This is a genomic window from Rhodococcus sp. B10 (genome assembly GCF_011770055.1).
GTDB classification, from domain to species: Bacteria; Actinomycetota; Actinomycetes; order Mycobacteriales; family Mycobacteriaceae; genus Rhodococcoides; species Rhodococcoides kyotonensis_B.
Genome location: NZ_JAAFYV010000001.1, coordinates 322,462 through 338,193, shown reverse-complemented (window position 1 = coordinate 338,193; position 15,732 = coordinate 322,462). Strand labels below are relative to the sequence as shown.

The 15,732-nt window shown below is 62.6% G+C and carries 14 protein-coding genes; all 14 read right to left on the bottom strand.

From position 1 onward, the window contains the following. On the bottom strand, window positions 1–433 hold a 433-nt coding region (locus tag RhoFasB10_RS01255; protein ID WP_277345820.1), incomplete at its 3' end, for a biotin carboxylase N-terminal domain-containing protein. Window positions 434–447: 14 nt separating this feature from the next. Continuing rightward, on the bottom strand, window positions 448–684 hold the full coding sequence (locus RhoFasB10_RS01250; RefSeq protein WP_167674738.1) for an acyl-CoA carboxylase subunit epsilon: 237 nt from the start codon (window positions 682–684) through the stop codon (window positions 448–450). Next, window positions 681–2,306, bottom strand: a complete 1,626-nt coding sequence (locus tag RhoFasB10_RS01245; protein WP_167674736.1) for an acyl-CoA carboxylase subunit beta — start codon at window positions 2,304–2,306, stop codon at window positions 681–683. The genes RhoFasB10_RS01250 and RhoFasB10_RS01245 overlap by 4 nt, the downstream gene beginning before the upstream one ends. Window positions 2,307–2,376: 70 nt before the next feature. Beyond that, on the bottom strand, window positions 2,377–2,628 hold the full coding sequence (locus RhoFasB10_RS01240) for a hypothetical protein (protein ID WP_114329892.1): 252 nt from the start codon (window positions 2,626–2,628) through the stop codon (window positions 2,377–2,379). Window positions 2,629–2,641: 13 nt separating this feature from the next. Then, window positions 2,642–3,823, bottom strand: coding sequence for a 2-oxo acid dehydrogenase subunit E2 (locus RhoFasB10_RS01235; RefSeq protein WP_167674734.1), 1,182 nt, complete (start codon window positions 3,821–3,823; stop codon window positions 2,642–2,644). Window positions 3,824–3,845: 22 nt separating this feature from the next. Further along, window positions 3,846–6,176 carry a pyruvate dehydrogenase gene (locus RhoFasB10_RS01230; RefSeq protein WP_167674732.1) on the bottom strand — a complete coding sequence of 777 codons (2,331 nt, stop codon included), beginning with the start codon at window positions 6,174–6,176 and terminating at the stop codon, window positions 3,846–3,848. 420 nt (window positions 6,177–6,596) lie between these two features. Beyond that, complete coding sequence (locus RhoFasB10_RS01225; RefSeq protein ID WP_068431892.1) at window positions 6,597–8,219, bottom strand: AMP-binding protein; 1,623 nt, start codon at window positions 8,217–8,219, stop codon at window positions 6,597–6,599. An 87-nt stretch (window positions 8,220–8,306) separates the two neighbouring features. Then, complete coding sequence (locus RhoFasB10_RS01220; protein WP_068431889.1) at window positions 8,307–9,341, bottom strand: 3,4-dihydroxy-2-butanone-4-phosphate synthase; 1,035 nt, start codon at window positions 9,339–9,341, stop codon at window positions 8,307–8,309. Further along, the gene (locus RhoFasB10_RS01215) at window positions 9,338–9,856 is read right to left on the bottom strand and encodes a flavin reductase family protein (protein ID WP_068432097.1); all 519 of its coding nucleotides are present in this window, start codon (window positions 9,854–9,856) and stop codon (window positions 9,338–9,340) included. Before RhoFasB10_RS01215 ends, RhoFasB10_RS01220 begins: the two co-directional genes overlap by 4 nt. A 76-nt stretch (window positions 9,857–9,932) precedes the next feature. After that, the gene (locus RhoFasB10_RS01210) at window positions 9,933–10,688 is read right to left on the bottom strand and encodes a creatininase family protein (protein WP_068431886.1); all 756 of its coding nucleotides are present in this window, start codon (window positions 10,686–10,688) and stop codon (window positions 9,933–9,935) included. A gap of 8 nt (window positions 10,689–10,696) precedes the next feature. Then, window positions 10,697–12,586: an AMP-binding protein gene (locus RhoFasB10_RS01205; protein WP_068431883.1), complete on the bottom strand. Its 1,890-nt coding sequence runs from the start codon at window positions 12,584–12,586 to the stop codon at window positions 10,697–10,699. Between the two features lie 149 nt (window positions 12,587–12,735). After that, a complete protein-coding gene (locus tag RhoFasB10_RS01200) occupies window positions 12,736–13,533 on the bottom strand; it encodes an enoyl-CoA hydratase/isomerase family protein (RefSeq protein WP_068431880.1) in 798 nt (265 codons plus the stop codon). A gap of 2 nt (window positions 13,534–13,535) precedes the next feature. Next, window positions 13,536–14,399, bottom strand: a complete 864-nt coding sequence (locus RhoFasB10_RS01195; RefSeq protein WP_167674730.1) for an enoyl-CoA hydratase/isomerase family protein — start codon at window positions 14,397–14,399, stop codon at window positions 13,536–13,538. An 11-nt stretch (window positions 14,400–14,410) separates the two neighbouring features. Further along, a complete protein-coding gene (locus RhoFasB10_RS01190) occupies window positions 14,411–15,589 on the bottom strand; it encodes an LLM class flavin-dependent oxidoreductase (protein ID WP_068431878.1) in 1,179 nt (392 codons plus the stop codon). Between the last annotated feature and the right edge of the window lie 143 nt (window positions 15,590–15,732).

Below are 15,732 nucleotides of genomic sequence, written 5' to 3'. Positions count from 1 at the left end.
CGGTACCGGGAACGGAGGGGGCTTTGGCGCGGGTGGCGATGTGGCGTGCGGTGACCTTGTCGCCGAGGTCGCGGATGGACTGCGGTGACGGTCCGATCCAGATCAGGCCTGCGTCGATGACGGCCTGAGCGAACTCGGCGTTCTCGGACAGGAAGCCGTAGCCGGGGTGGATGGCGTCGGCGCCGGACTTCTTGGCGGCGTCGAGAATCTTGTCGATGACGAGGTAGGACTCGGCGGAGGTCTGCCCGCCCAGGGCGAAGGCCTCGTCTGCCAAGCGCACGAAGGGTGCGCCTCCGTCGGGTTCGGCGTAGACAGCGACACTGGTGAGGCCGGCGTCCGCTGCAGCCCTGATCACCCGGACTGCGATCTCGCCGCGGTTCGCGACAAGGACTTTTGAAATGCGTTTCTGTGCAACACCATTGATGGAAGACATGAGCGTGTGGACACCTATCGGGAGTAGTGAGCGTTGACGAAATGCGCTGGTGCCGAATCAAGTCCGTAACGCAGCTGGTCGGTGGGGTGACCCCAGTCCCCGAGCGAACTCACCGGCGACCGGGGCACGTGCGGATGGGCCGACGCCGCAGCGATCAGCACCGCCATGAGTGCGGCGACCTCGGTGTCGGTAGGGTTGCCGCCGAACTGCACTGCCGCTGACGTTTTCGCTTCTGTGTCCTCGACTCTCATAGTGGGATGTTTCCGTGCTTCTTGGGGGGCAGGGTGACTTGTTTGCGTTCGAGCAGACGCAGTGCGGAGACGATCTGTCCGCGGGTGTGGCTCGGTGGGATGACGGCGTCGAGGTAGCCGCGTTCGGCTGCGACGTACGGGTTGACGAGGGTGTCTTCGTATTCCTGCTGCAGCTTCAGGCGCAGCGCGTCGACATCTTCGCCGTTCTTCGCCGCTTCGAGGAGCTGTTTGCGGTAGACGAAGCCGACGGCGCCGGAGGCGCCCATGACGGCGATCTGGGCGGTGGGCCAGGCGAGGTTGACGTCGGCGCCCATGTGCTTGGAGCCCATGACGTCGTAGGCGCCGCCGTAGGCTTTGCGGGTAATGACGGTGATCTTTCCGACCGTGGCTTCACCGTAGGCGTAGAGCAGCTTCGCGCCGCGGCGGATTGTGCCGTTGAACTCTTGCCCGGTGCCGGGGAGGAAGCCGGGGACGTCGACGAGGGTGATGATGGGGACGTTGAACGCATCGCAGGTGCGGACGAAGCGTGCGGCTTTCTCGGAGGCGTCGATGTCGAGGGTGCCGGCGAACTGGGTGGGCTGGTTGGCGACGATACCCACCGAGCGGCCGTCGACGCGTCCGAAGCCGACGATGATGTTGCGGGCGCGGCCTTCTTGGACTTCGAGGAATTCGTCGTCGTCGAGGATGCGGCGGATGACCTCGTGCATGTCGTACGGGGTGTTCGGCGAATCCGGGATCAGGGTGTCGAGTTCGAGGTCTTCGGCGGTGAGGTTGTCCTCGATGCCGCCGATGATCGGGTCCGAGGGGGCCAAGCGGGGAGCTTCGGCGCGGTTGTTGCTCGGCAGGTAGGACAGGATGTCGCGGACGTAGTCGAGTGCGTCCTGTTCACCGGAGGCGACGTAGTGCGCGACACCGGACTTCTCCATGTGGGTGTGGGCGCCGCCGAGTTCTTCCATGGTGACGTTTTCGCCGGTGACGGTTTTGATGACGTCGGGGCCGGTGACGAACATCTGCGAGGTTTGATCGACCATGACGACGAAGTCGGTCAGGGCGGGGGAGTAGACGTGTCCGCCGGCGGCGGCGCCCATGACCAGTGAGATCTGGGGGATGACGCCGGAGGCTTGGACGTTGCGGTGGAAGATTTCGCCGTACAACCCGAGGGAGACGACGCCTTCCTGGATGCGGGCGCCTGCGCCTTCGTTGATGCCGATGAGCGGGCGGCCGGTCTTGATGGCCAGGTCCATGACCTTGACGATCTTCTCGCCGTAGATTTCACCGAGGGAGCCGCCGAAGACGGTGACGTCCTGGGAGAAGACGCAGACGTCGCGGCCGTCGATGGTGCCGTAGCCGGTGACGACGCCGTCGCCGAAGGGGCGGTTGTCGGCGAGGCCGAAGTTCTGGGAGCGGTGGCGGGCCAACGCATCCATTTCGACGAACGAGCCCTCGTCGAGCAGCGCGAGGATGCGCTCGCGGGCGGTCAGCTTGCCTTTGGCGTGCACCTTCTCCACCGAGGTCTCACCAGATGATATCTTGGCTTGCGCTAAACGTTCTCGAAGATCCGCGAGCTTGCCCGCGGTGGTGTGTATGTCGGGCTTGGACAGGCGGGACGGGTGCGTGGTCACTGTGTGTCAATCCTTTTGTATAAGAGCTGCTCTCGATCTCCGAGATAGTGCTGTGCTGATATCGGCGGGTTCACGACGTCGGACGCCAAAAAGGGTAGTTACGCCGCACTGCATCCGTGAGCGCGGATCTACGGTGCTGCGGATCGATCTGGTTCAGAATGTGGCCCAAACGGTCGTAGAATTCATCGATGCGGATTCCGAATTCGGGAAAGATGAATTCGTGTCCGCCGCCGAACGGCGCCCAGCGCTCGGCGAATTCGAGGATCGCGGCGTCGACGGTGTTCAGCGGGGTCCGGGGCGCTCGTCGCTCATCGGCGGTCATGATGCTTCGTGTTTCACGTGAGATCCGCTGCTGTGTAGCCTTTTTCCAGGCGGTCTTTGACGTCCGTGAGGTATCGGGCGGCATCCGCTCCATCGACTATCCGGTGGTCGTAGGACAGCGATAGATGCACGGTGGGTACGACTGCGATCGTCAGATTTCCGGCTGCGTCGTACGCGGGCTTGAGGCGTTCGACGACTGCTCCGGTCCCGAGGATCGCTGACTGGGGCTGATTGATGATCGGTGTGTCGAACAACGCCCCGCGGCTGCCGGTGTTGGTGATGGTGAACGTGCCGCCGGTGAGGTCGTCGGCTCCTACTTTTCCGGTCCGCACCGATTCTGCGGCTGCTGCGATAGCGTGGGCGAGTTCGGTGATCGTCATGTTCTGGGCATTGCGAATGACGGGAACCATCAATCCTTTGGCGCTGTCGACCGCCATTCCGAGATGCACCGATCGGTGGTAGGTCACTTCGGTGACGTCGGAGTCGAGGGCGGAGTTGATGACCGGGTTTGATTCCAGCGATTCCACTGCAGACTTCGTCAGGAACGGTAGGTAGGACAGTTTGTGTCCGGTTCGTTGATGGAAGGCGGTCTTGTGGTCCCGCCGTAGTGCGGCGATCCTTGCGATGTCGACCTCGACGACGGTCGTCAATTGTGCTGCGGTGTGCAGAGATTCGACCATTCTCGCCGCGATGGTGCGGCGAATGCGGGGTAGTTTCTCGACCCTGACTGCACCTGCGTCGTCGGACGTCCCGGGGTTCGGCACTTCTGGCGCACCCGGGGATGTCCGACTCGAGGAATCCACTAGGGCAGGTCTGTCAGCACTGATGGTTCGGGTTGCTGTTGAACATTTTTCGTCGGACGCAGGAACGATGGCACGTTGTGGGTCAGGATTGGTCGGTAACTGTGTTTGGGGGGTGATGTCGGCTTCAGGTTGCGCAGTCCCGTGTACAGCGACCAGAGCGAGTGGGGCCCCGATCTCGACGACGGCATCCTCGTCGGCGATGATGTCGACCAACACACCGGCCACGGGAGATGCAATCTCGGTATCGACTTTGTCCGTCGCGACTTCGAGCAACGGCTCGTCGATGTCGACTGTGTCGCCGATCTGTTTCAACCATCTGGTCACGGTGCCTTCGGTGACGTTCTCACCGAGAGCGGGCATCGGTACGGTCGTCGTTTCCTGCGTGGTCGTCATGATTCGCTTTCCTGTGTCTTCGTCAGTGCCCGACGACGTCGAGGGCAGCGCCGACGATGGAGTCGGTGTCGATCCGGTGGTACTTGTAGACCTCGTCGAGGGATCCGACCTGCCCGAAGTTGCTGACTCCCAACGAGGTCGACGCGACTCGGTTGACTGTGGCGAGAAATGCCAGGGTGTGTGGGTGACCGTCGAGGACCGTGACCAACGGGGTGGCGCGGTCGGCCGGTAGCAGTTGGTCGAGAATCCAGGATTCCGCGGTGCCGTGCCCGCGGCGGGCTTGGAGGGCTTTGTACAGCTCGCCGGGACTGGTGATGCACAGAACGTCGGCGACGATGCCGATCTGTTCGAGACGCTGCGCTGCTTCGAGGGCTTCGGTCATCATCGCGCCCATCGCAGCGATGGTCACCACTGCGCCCTCGCGGCGGATCAATGGATAGCCGCCTGCGACGACCTGGCGACGACGCCGCTCGCGGGCCGCCGGATCGGCGGGCACGTCGGCGAGCTTCTGGTCGACGGGGCGGGTCGACAGGCGCAGATACGCCGATGTTCCGTCGGACCGCCCGAGTCGGTTGATGCTGGCCAGTAGTGTCCATTCGACGTCGATGGCGAATGCCGGTTCGTAGGTGATGCAGCCGGGTTGCTCGAGTCCGATGGACGGTGTCTTGATCGACTGGTGTGCCCCGCCTTCGGCTGCGAGCGTCACCCCGGACGGTGTGCCGACAAGAATGGATTGTCCACCTGCATAGATGCCGTACGACCAGGGTTCGAGTGCGCGTTCGACGAACGGGTCGTACATGACGCCGATCGGGAACAACGGCTGACCCCACCGGCTCCAGGTCGCTCCGAGCTCGCCCATGAGGCCGACGAGGTTTGTTTCGGCGATGCCGAGTTCCATGTGCTGGCCGGTGGGCTTTTCGCGCCAGTGCATGATGGTTTCGGCGTCGTCGGCGAACCAGTTGTGGCGCTCGGCGGTGGACCAGACGCCGACCTTGTTGACCCATCCGCCGAGGTTGGTGGTGGAGCTGACGTCGGGGCTGACGGTGATGATGCGCTTGGCGGCCTCGGGTACCTCACGAGTCAGATCGATCAGAACGCGGCCCAGCGCAGCCTGGGTTGTAGCGGTTCCCTTGGGAGTGCGGCCGATATCGGTCGGCACGGCAGGGGGAGTGGCGGCCGGGATGGGCTCGCGCCGAATGCGTTCTGCTGTTTCGGCACAAAGTTGTCCGGCGGCGGTGTCGTCAGGGAATCGGCCCCACGGACTGCTCGCGTCAGTGCCGAGTGTGCGCGCGAGCTCCTCGTACTCGTCGATGCTCAGTAGCGAGGAATGGTTCTGCGGATGGCCCTGGGTCGGGAGCCCGAAGCCCTTGACCGTGTAAGCGATGATGACGGTGGGGCGGGTGTCGTCGATACGGGAGTACGCCTCGCGGAGTGCGTCGAGATCGTGCCCGCCGAGGTTGCGGATCGACTCGACCAACGTGGCGTCCTCGACGTCGGCGATGACCTCGGCAATGGCGGCCGCGTCGGGACCGCCACCGGGAAGACGGTCACGGACTTGGTCCGCGGTGCAGCGCAGGAGCCGCTGGTACTCGGGATTGGGCATGTCCAGGATCCTGCGGCGCAATGCTTCGCCTCCGGAGCGGGCGAAGAGGTCTTCGAGCAAGCGGCCGAATTTGACGGTGATGACTTGCCAGCCGGCGGCGTCGAACATCTTCTCGAGCCTGCGCGCGGCGATGTTGGGGACGACGCGGTCCAGGGACTGGCGGTTCAGGTCGACAATCCACACGATTTCACCGAGTTCGGCGACGCCGGGGTCGATGATTGCTTCCCACACGGCGCCTTCGTCGAGTTCGGCGTCGCCGACCAACGAGTACTGACGGCCCGTACCCGCTCCGCCGAAGCTGGTGTCGACGTAGCGGCGCGACATGGCACCCCATATCGGTGCTGTCGCACCGATACCGACCGAGCCGGTCGAGTAGTCCACGGTGTCAGGGTCTTTCGACCGCGACGGGTAGGACTGCAGTCCACCGAAGGAGCGCAGTGTCGTCAAATATTTTTCGTCGAGTTCGCCGAGGAGGTAATTGATCGCGTGCAGTACCGGGGACGCGTGCGGTTTGACCGACACGCGGTCCCCGGGCTGCAACTGTTCGAACCACAAGGACGTCATGATCGCGACCATCGAGGCGCAGGAAGCTTGATGGCCCCCGACTTTGAGCCCGGTTGTGTTGGGTCGGACTCGGTTGGCGTGGTGAATGATCGACGTCGAGAGCCACAGCACCTTTTCGGCGATCTCCTGCACATCGTTCGAGGTGTTCCGTCCCGAATTGTGTTCGGCGGAAATAGTGCTGGTCATGACATGTACTCCTGAATCGATGACGTCCGGTGGGTGAATGGTTGGCTGTACCGAGCCGCAATGATGGGCAGAGGGTATGCCAGGGGCGCCGACGAGAGGGTGTGTGCGGCTACATGGTCCGCGTCCGGGTCGCGGAGCGCGTCGAGTTGCGTCCTGTCAGCAACGAGCATCAGTGCATCAGAGTGAATTCCTCTGCACAAGTGGTGATTCTGCGATTGGGCATTCTGCGTAGTTCATCGCCGCGAAAGGTGTTCGAGGTTGTGTTGCTGCGCAGCGCGGGCGACCGCCGCGCGTGTGGACGCAGTACTGAATCTGATTCGAAAATCCTCCGAGACAGTGTATTCGGCTTCGAAAGGTAAGCGCCTACGGCGCCGTCTCACATGGAGGCAGTGGGTGGTCAGCGGCTCGGAGTCGAACGTGTCATCCTTTGATCCTGATGTCCGATGACGCCCATTCCGCCTCGCGCAGTTCGTTTTTGCGAATCTTTCCGGTCGATGTGCGAGGCAGGCTGCCGACGAACTCGACCGAACTGGGCGCCTTGTAGGATGCAATCTGCGTTTTGACGTGAGCGATGACGGAGGCTTCGTTCAACCCCGCGCCCGCGTAGCTGATGACGAACGCTTTCGGTCGCTCACCCCACTTGTTGTCCGGTGTTCCCACAACAGCCGCATCCTGCACCCCTGGGTGGGAAAGGATTGCTTGCTCGACTTCGATGGTCGAGATGTTTTCGCCGCCGGAGATGATGACGTCTTTGGCGCGGTCGAGCAACTGCACGTAGCCGTCTGGGTGCATCACACCTAAGTCTCCTGAATGGAACCATCCGCCAGCAGTAGCTGCCTGGGTCGCCGCATCATCGTTGTAGTAGCCCTTCATGACCGTGTTTCCTCGCATCACGATCTCGCCCATCTCCGTGCCGTCCGCGGCGACGTCGATCAACTCTTCGTCGGGGGAGGTCGTCGTTCGAACCACTCTCAGCCGTTCGGAGGTCAACATGCCGACCCCCTGGCGTGCCATCAGCGTCGCCTGGGTATCCGAATCCAGGGCTGCCCATTCGCTTTTCGGTTCGGACAGCGAGTACGGACCGTAGGTCTCGGTAAGCCCGTAGATGTGCACGAGCGTGGCACCCAGTGCCCGGATACGCGCAATAATCGTCGGGCTCGGTGGCGCACCGCCATTACTGATCGTCAGCGGCGTTGAGAGCTGGTGGGCTCGATCGGCGTTGGCGAACAAAGTCAACACCGTGGGCGCCCCGTTCATGTGAGTGATTTCGTGATCGTCGATGAGCGTCCACATGGTGTCCGCGCGCACGGCCCGGTAGCAGATGTGCGTGCCCAATGCCGCGGTCACTGCCCAGGTGGTGCACCATCCGTTGCAATGGAACATCGGAAGCGTCCATAGATATCGGGTGTCACCGTCGAAGCCCGAGTGGTGGATGTTGCCCAGCGAGTTGAGATACGCACCGCGATGGGAATACATCACCCCCTTCGGGCGACCTGTGGTGCCTGACGTGTAATTGATTGCTATGGTTCGGTTTTCGTCGTCGACGTCCCATGGTAGGTCCTCACCACGTGCATGGGCGAGCGCAGAATCGTAGCGGACCGGCACCCCTTGTTCTTCGTAGCGCCCGGAGGCGTCCGGCAGCTGGACCCAGCGGTCCACTGTCGAGAACGAAAGGCCTGATGCGATCACAGGTCGTAGAAGGTCTGCATCACCGAAAACGGTGCGCGCACCGGAGTGTTCCAAGATGTAGTGGATTTCCTTGGCGGACAGCCGGGTGTTGATAGCGACGAGCACCCCACGCGTCAACGGTACGGCGTAGTGCGCGATCAGTAGTTCCGCTGAGTTGGTCGCGAGGTAGGCGACTCGTTGGCCATCCGAGATTCCCTGCGCACGTAACGATTTCGCGAGTTTCTGCACCGCTGCTGCAAACTCTTCGTACGTCCATTTGCGGTCACCGTCGATGACGGCTGTCTTGGTGGGCGTGACCTCGGCGGCGCGTTCGAGAAATCGAAGCGGCGTCAAGGGCACATCGAGACCGGACACAGTTTCTCCAAGCTGTAGAGCGCTCGAGTCAGAGCGCTGCGGTCAAAGATCGATCGGATCGTTCGAGATCGTGCTGTGGGCAAGCAACTACCGGAGCACCGGCTCTGAAGAACAGGATGCGCCGGTCGTCGTCTCTCGATTGCGTTCCTCTGCTCGCGTGCGGCTGAGGTTCGCGACGACGGCCGCGGCAGCTCCTTGCATCAGCGCGTCCTGCGACACTGCCCACCGGCGGTGGAACCACGAGTAGGAGCGCAGGTAGACCACAGTGCCGCCCTCTTCGGCGATCCGTGATATCTGTTGTTCGAAGTCTTGTTGGCTGGGAGCGGCGGAGACGAACGGGTCGTGGTGTGACGATTCGATGATGACGTGCACCGGGTGGGTAGCTGTTGTACCTACGCCGACGCAGGCGAAGTGCGACGCCCCGGTCAGCTCGTCGAGGTAGTCAACGACGTGCACCGTTCCCTCGGGTACGTCCACGGTGCGGCTGGCCACTGGACGCACCCGTTCGCGGTGGCCGTCGCCGTGGTGTAGACGGTGGTGCGCGACGTCGCGAACGTCGATGATCGGGACGTCGTGTTCGTAGGCGAAGGAGGTTCGCGCGGAAGCGGCGATTTCGGCTCCGTCGTCGTCGAGCAGGGCTGCGGTCAGCGCCACCGGTTCGAGTCGGCCGAGGCGGCACAGATCCACTGCCGCCTCGAATTTCGAGCTCCGTGCGAGTGTTCCGCCGTCGGTCGTTCTGACCGTCAGGACGTGTCCGGGTCGCGTCAGGTCTGTGGGTCGACTGCCGGGACATGCGAGCGTGCGTGCGGTGCGGGCTCGATCGGTGGCGCTGATGCCCGTTCCGACACCCGCGGCTGCATCGACGGCAACACCGAAGGTGGTGGTCTGGGCACGGTATCGAGCATCAGCGGACATCGCCGGCACGTCGAGTTCGTCGGCGCGGGACGCAGGCAGGGCGGCGCATAGCAGGCCCGAGGTGTGCCGGATAGCCCAGGCCGTCCAGTGGGTGTCGGCGAGCTGAGCGGACAGCACCACCTCGGCCCCGTCGTCGTCGATGATGATTACCGGACGGCCGGCTGTGAGGGACTGCAGTGCCGCATCGAGTCGTGTGGTCGTGATCATCGGGGACGTTCCGTGGCTGCGAGAGAGCGAAAGATACTGCCATGGAACACCAATGGCTCGGCCGAGTCGTCGACTGCGGAGTGGTGCACTTCGAGTAGGACCACGTCGTGGTCGCCGGCGGTAACGCTGGTCGAGATGGTGCATTCGAGCCACGCGGCTGCTCCGGTGAGAAACACAGCATCGGAGTCGTCGGTGAACCAGGAGGTTCCCGCGAACCTGTCCACATTCTTCGCTGCCAGCTGGCGGCTGGCCGCTTCCTGGTCGGTGGCCAAGACCGACACTCCGAGTGCGGAAGTACCCGCCAGCCGCGGCCACGTCGTAGAGGTGTGCTGGATGCAGATGGACACCAATGCCGGTTGCATCGAAACCGGTGTGAACGAGGTGGCCACGATGCCGACTGGAGAACCGTCTTCGTCGAGTGCGCAGATGGCAGCGACGCCGGTCGGATAGCGTCCGTACAGTCGGCGCAGCCGTGTCAAATCAGTATCCGTGTCGCCGGAGTCGATGGGGGACAAGCGTGTCGAGGGTGCGTGGAGCCCGTTTGTGGTCGTTCGATAGTTCATGTGAGCCGCCTCGAAGGGTTTGTGGATGTCAGGCGCCGTGATGTCGCGCGTATTGGACGATCAGCGAGGTCACTGCATGCAGGCAAGCGACGCCGATGGCGTTCGATGCCCCGTGTGGGTCTCCGAGAATGCCGGAGGGGGACATCGATTCGATGCCGTCTCGGAAGGTGCGCTCGAGAAATTCCGTGTCCACCGTTCCTGTGAATCCGCGGGCATAGCGCTTCGCTCGCACCTTCTCGGGGTGAAGGGCCAGCATCACCGACGTTTCCGCGACGTCGGCATGACCTCCGACGGATGCGCCCAGGGAGGCTATTTCGTCCGCGGTGCGGCGCCAGGCGTCGATGATCGCCTCGCCGTCGTCGAAGACGACGAGCGATAGCGGCGCTAACTTGGCAGCGAGCCGACCGCTGAATTCGCGCATGACCGGATAGTTTCCGATGTGCCCGGAGAACACGATCAGTCGCTCGAATCCGCTGTCGGTCAGGTGCGCCCCGTAGTCCTCGCACAGCGCTTCGAGGGTAGACGCCCGAATTGTCAGTGTTCCTGGAAAGCCCAGGTGATGAGGGGAGTAGCCGACCCGAATGGTGGGTAGCACCAGTGCGTTGCCGAGTTCGTGGGCGATGCGGACCGCCAACGCATCAGCGTGGTCTGCATCCATCGACAAGGGTAGATGAGATCCGTGTTGTTCTGTTGCGCCCAGGGGGAGAATGGCCGTACGGATGCCTCCCGAGATTGCCTCTCGGACTTCTTCGGTTGTCAGGTTTTCGATCCGCAGCTCGGTCACGATGTCACCTACTTGCGGCCCGTCGGCGCATAACGCGCTTGGCGGGCAATCTCGTTCTGCTCGTCACCGTCGTACAGCTCGTCGATGAGTTCGGCGAAGGATTCGAGAATCGCTGCCCGTCTGATTGTCGCTTTGGCTGTCAGTTCTCCTGCAGCGGCGGACAAGGCGCGCGGCAAGATTTTGAACTTCTTCAGCTGCAGCGGCCGCGACAATTCGGTGTTGACTTCGTCGATCCAGTTCGTCAGCGCGGCGTCACGCTCTCGCGGGGCCATCAATTGTGCTTCGTCGCTGACGCTGAGCAGCACGGTCAGATATTTGCGCCCTTCTCCTACAACTATGGCTTCCTCGATCAGCGAGCTCGCTTTGAGTCGTACCTCGATGGGCTGCGGGCTCACACTCTTGCCGCCGCTGGTCTTGAGAACGTCTTTGAGCCGGCCGATTATTCGAACTTCGCCGTGGGCGTCGATGTCGACCAAATCGCCTGTGCGATACCAGCCGTCCTCGAAAGCCGACTCGGTCGCGTCCTGATTGTTCCAGTATCCATCGAACAGACACGGGCTGCGCAGCTCGAGTTCGCCCTCCTCGGACACCCGGACGGCCCATCGCGGATCGGGCAATGCTTTGCCGATGGTGCCGGGGGTGGGGAATGCTCTATCCCATTGGGCGATAACCGACCCGCATGTTTCGGTGGTGCCGAACAGTTCGCGCAGATCGAGCCCCCACATATGCCAGAGGGCAGCTACGTCCGGTGTCATGGTTCCAGAGGCGGTCCAGCTGACCGTGATTCGGTCCATTCCGACTTTGGCGCGCAGGGGCATGAATGCATACTTCACCGCGGCATCGTTCAGCGTGTCGAGGTAGCGGGGTATCGGCCGATCAGCCCAACGGAGCGCACTGACTCGGCGGGCGACTTTCATTGCGGCAGCGTGCCGAAGACGGAAGAGGCGGCCGGATTCGGATAGTGCGTCGAGGGTCTCGCTGGCAAGTTTTTCGTGCATGCGCGGTGGCCACAGAACAGTGTTCGGCCTTACTGCACGTAGGACTTCCAGCCGCTGGTCCATGGTGCAGTACGTCATGACCAGTTTGGTCATGATGGGCGCAAATACGCCGAGCAGAGCAGGCGCAACGTGAGAGAGGCCGAGAAATCCGACCATATCGTGCCGGGTGGATCCGATGTCGGGATACGACGCGGCGAACCCCAACACCGAGTACTGCAGGGTTCGGTGCGTGTGCTTGACAGCTTTGGGTGCACCAGTCGAACCCGAGGTGAAGAACAATGCAGCCAAGTCGTCTACATGACCGGCGGCGACGAGCTGTGAAAACAGGGTGGGCTCGGCCATGCTCGACGATCGGCCGCTGTAGAGGAGTTCCACCCATTCGGTGACCTGCACGCCGCTCGCGAATCCATCGGGTGCATCGTCGAATCCGATCACCGATCGCACATCCGGTGTTTCAGTGGCCACGGCGGCGATCTTGGCGCAGTCGTTCGCGCTCTCGGCGAATATAGCCACGGCACCGGTGCTTTCGAGGGCGTGGGAGACTTCGGCAGCTGAGCTGGTCGGGTACACCCCGACAGGTACGGCGCCTATCGCGAGGATGGCCAGAGCGGCGACGACCCATTCCCCTCTGGTCGAAGACATGATCGCCACCCGGTCTCCGTGCACGATGCCCAGTCGATGCAGGCCGAGAGCTGCGTCGGTGACGGCGTCGAGATACTCTTTCCAACTGGTGGAGCGGACAGCTCCGTTCGTCCAGCTGCGGAACGCAACGCCGTCCGGTTCGCGCTCGGCACGAGTGCACAGCATCTGTGCGAACGTGCGGTCGACCGCCTCGAAGTCCGTGACATTGCGCAGTACCGGAACTGTGTCCTGACCGTCGTCCGGTGAATTCGTTGTCACTCTGTTCTCCGTATTCGTATCAAGTCGATCCGTCGGCGCGGTCGCCGCTGCGGATAGTGAGAAGCGTTCTGTTCATAGGATTGTCCGTCGACGTCCCTGTCGCCGCCACACTGTGAGCACGCTGATCGTCGAGCTGTCGGGGTCGGCCGTCATTGCCGGGCAGGGGTGCGTGGGCGGTCACGATTCCAGCTCTGGCGTAGGCGGGCTGCGGTCGGATCGTCGAAATATTCGGTGGAGGCGACGAGGGTTCGCCGAAGAGAATCGTCGTCGTGGTGTGCGTTCGGGTTGTTCACGCTGCGTTTGAGCGCTGCGTACAGCACGGGAGCTTTTCGACCGGCAGCGCGTGCCGCAGCGACGGCCGCGTCGAGCAGTCCATCGGGATCGATCAGTTCGTCGACGATGCCCATCCGATGTGCACGCTCGGCACTGAACAGATCGCCTGACAACACCATCTGCCTGGTCGCGCGTACTCCGAGCAGGCGGGAGGCGCGCTGGATGCCTTTGTCCGCTGGAAGCAACCCGTGGTTGATCTCAGGAAACCCGAAACGTGCAGTGTGGGCGGCGAAGATGACGTCGGCGAAGAGTGCAAGCTCCAATCCGCCCCCCACACAGTGCCCGTTCACCGCGGCGACGACGGGGCGCGGGTACGACTCGAGTGCGACGAGCATCGCGTGGAAGTTGCGCATCCGGGAGTCCATGTCACCGCGCTGCGCATAGTCGAGTTCCTTGATGTCGCCTCCTGCGCAGAAGAACCGCTCGCCGCCTCCGGTGAGAACGACCGGAGGCGGGGTCGGCGTGGCTGCGAGATCGGTGAACAATCGACCGATCGCTTCGATGAGTGCGCCATCGAGGGAGTTTGCGGGCGGGCGGTCCAGAATGAGGACGAGAACTCCGTCGTGATCATCGAGCACGATGCCGTCCGCGTGCTCGATGGCGAGATCAGTCATGGTCAGTTCGCTACGTTATGGGTCGAGGCGACGAGGACGGAATGACTGTTCCCGTGGGCCGAGGGGTAGCGTGCGGGCCGGTTTTCGCGGAAGGCCTGTCGTGCTTCGATGTAGTCGGCGCTGGCGAATCCGATGGTTTCCAGTGCTGCAGACAGTTCCTGCTGGGGCAGTGCGTTGGTCAGCCATCCGGTGTTGAGGGAGCGTTTGGTCCAGCGGATGGCTTGCTGGGAGCCTTGCGCAAGATCGTCGGCAATGGCCAGCGCCCGTTCCAGGACGTCGTCCTTCGGTACCGCCAAGCTCACCAGTCCCATGCGTTCTGCTTCTGCGCCGGTCAAGCTTGCCGAGGTGAGTTGGTAGTACTTGGCTTTGGCCATGCCGACCAGAAGAGGCCAGATGAGGGAGGAGTGGTCTCCGGCTACGACGCCGATGCGGGTGTGTCCATCGCGGAGCAGCGCATCGTCTGCTGCGACGCTGATGTCGGCGAGCAGTGCCATCGACAGGCCCCATCCCACTGCGGGACCGTTGATGGCCGAGATCAGAGGCTTGTCCATGTTCAGCAGGGTCGAGATCCGTCGGCGTTCGTCTTCCATCAGCTCGATTGCGTCGTCGAGAGTAGGGTCTGGCTGACGAACGTCCATTCCCGTACAGAAACCGCGGCCGGCCCCGGTGACGACGGCAACCCGTGTCTGTGGATCTCGGTCGACGTCCACCCAGATGTCGGCCATCGCCTTGAACATCGGCATGGTGAGCGAGTTGAGTCGGTCGGGGCGGTTGATGGTGATGAGCAGAACCCCGTGGGGTTTACGCTCGATCGAAATTTCTTCGGGGTACTTGCTGAAAATATCGTCTGCGGGCAGCGTGGTCATCAGAACTCCTTCTACTTCGATGGTGCGTGTGATCGGGTGTTGTCAGCCGCGGCGAGCGCTTCGACCTCGGCGTAGTGGTCGGGCCGTGCGGCCCGAATGTCGTCGAGCACTTTTTCCGGACTGCGCACGACCGCACGCGGGTTCTTGAAGTGCGGGATCACGTATTTGCCGAACAATTCGATCGACTTCATGAGTTCTCTGTGCGGGAGTCCGTCGATGCGCATTACCAAGGAATCGACACCGAGGTCGGCGAACCGCTGAACCTGCGCGATGCAATCGTCGGGATCGCCGACGATGAAGCCCGACGAATCTTCGAACATGTACCGCTCGTCGTGGAAGTCGAGGTCTTTGACCGCTCCCATGTACTGATAGTCGCTCGACAGCTTCGACAGTCGCTGGTAGGCGTCGGTCGACAGAGCGACCGATTCTGTCAACTTCCGCGCCCAGTGCTGCGCCTCGTCCCGGGTTTCGGCGCAGTGCATCCCGCCACCGACTGCCACCAGCTTTTGTGCCTGTAGCGGGTAGGTGTGCGCCGCGCCTGCGAGCGCCTCGTCGTAGATTCTCAGCATGTTCTCGAGGAACTCGAAGCCGAGATAGAACCCTCCGACGATGGCTCCGACCCCCAGCTCGGCCGCGGCGCGAACCGACTCGGGCGAGCCGGTTGCCATGTGAATCGGGGGGTACGGAGTCTGAATTCCCCTAGGCACCAGGCTTCGTGGAGGGATCTTGTAATGTTCGCCCACGAAAGAGAAGACGTCGTTGTGCAACGCACGACGTATTACCTCGAGACCCTCGAGCTGTTGCGCCTTGTTCTCCGCAGGCGAGACTTCGAACGCTCGCAGAGCGAGTGTGGTGTTACCGCGTCCCACACCCAGTTCCACGCGTCCGTTGGAAAGAATGTCCTCGGTGGCGAGCCTTTCCGCCACACGGAGAGCGTGGTTGATGCGCGTGGGCAGAAGGGTCACCAGGTGGATGAACCGAATGCGGCTCGTACGCGCCATTAGATACGGGTAGATCACCTCGGGTGCCGACGTCGTCGCTGTACCGATGGCAACATGCTGCTCGGAAGTGCCGAAAGCGTCGAAGCCCACCTCCTCTGCCAGCAGAACTTCATCGATGAGTTCTCGGTAGCGGTGCTCGTGCGTGTGGCCCGCGGGCGTCTCGCCCTCACTCATGAAAATGAATCGCATCGTCCTCAACCCTTCCGGTCAGTGATGCAGTGATGTGAATGATGATTAACGTAAGCTCAGTCACCGTCCATGTCAACAGATTCGGCGGATTTTCTCCACAGAACGTTTCAACAGCGAAGACTTGCGCGAAAGCTACACACCTG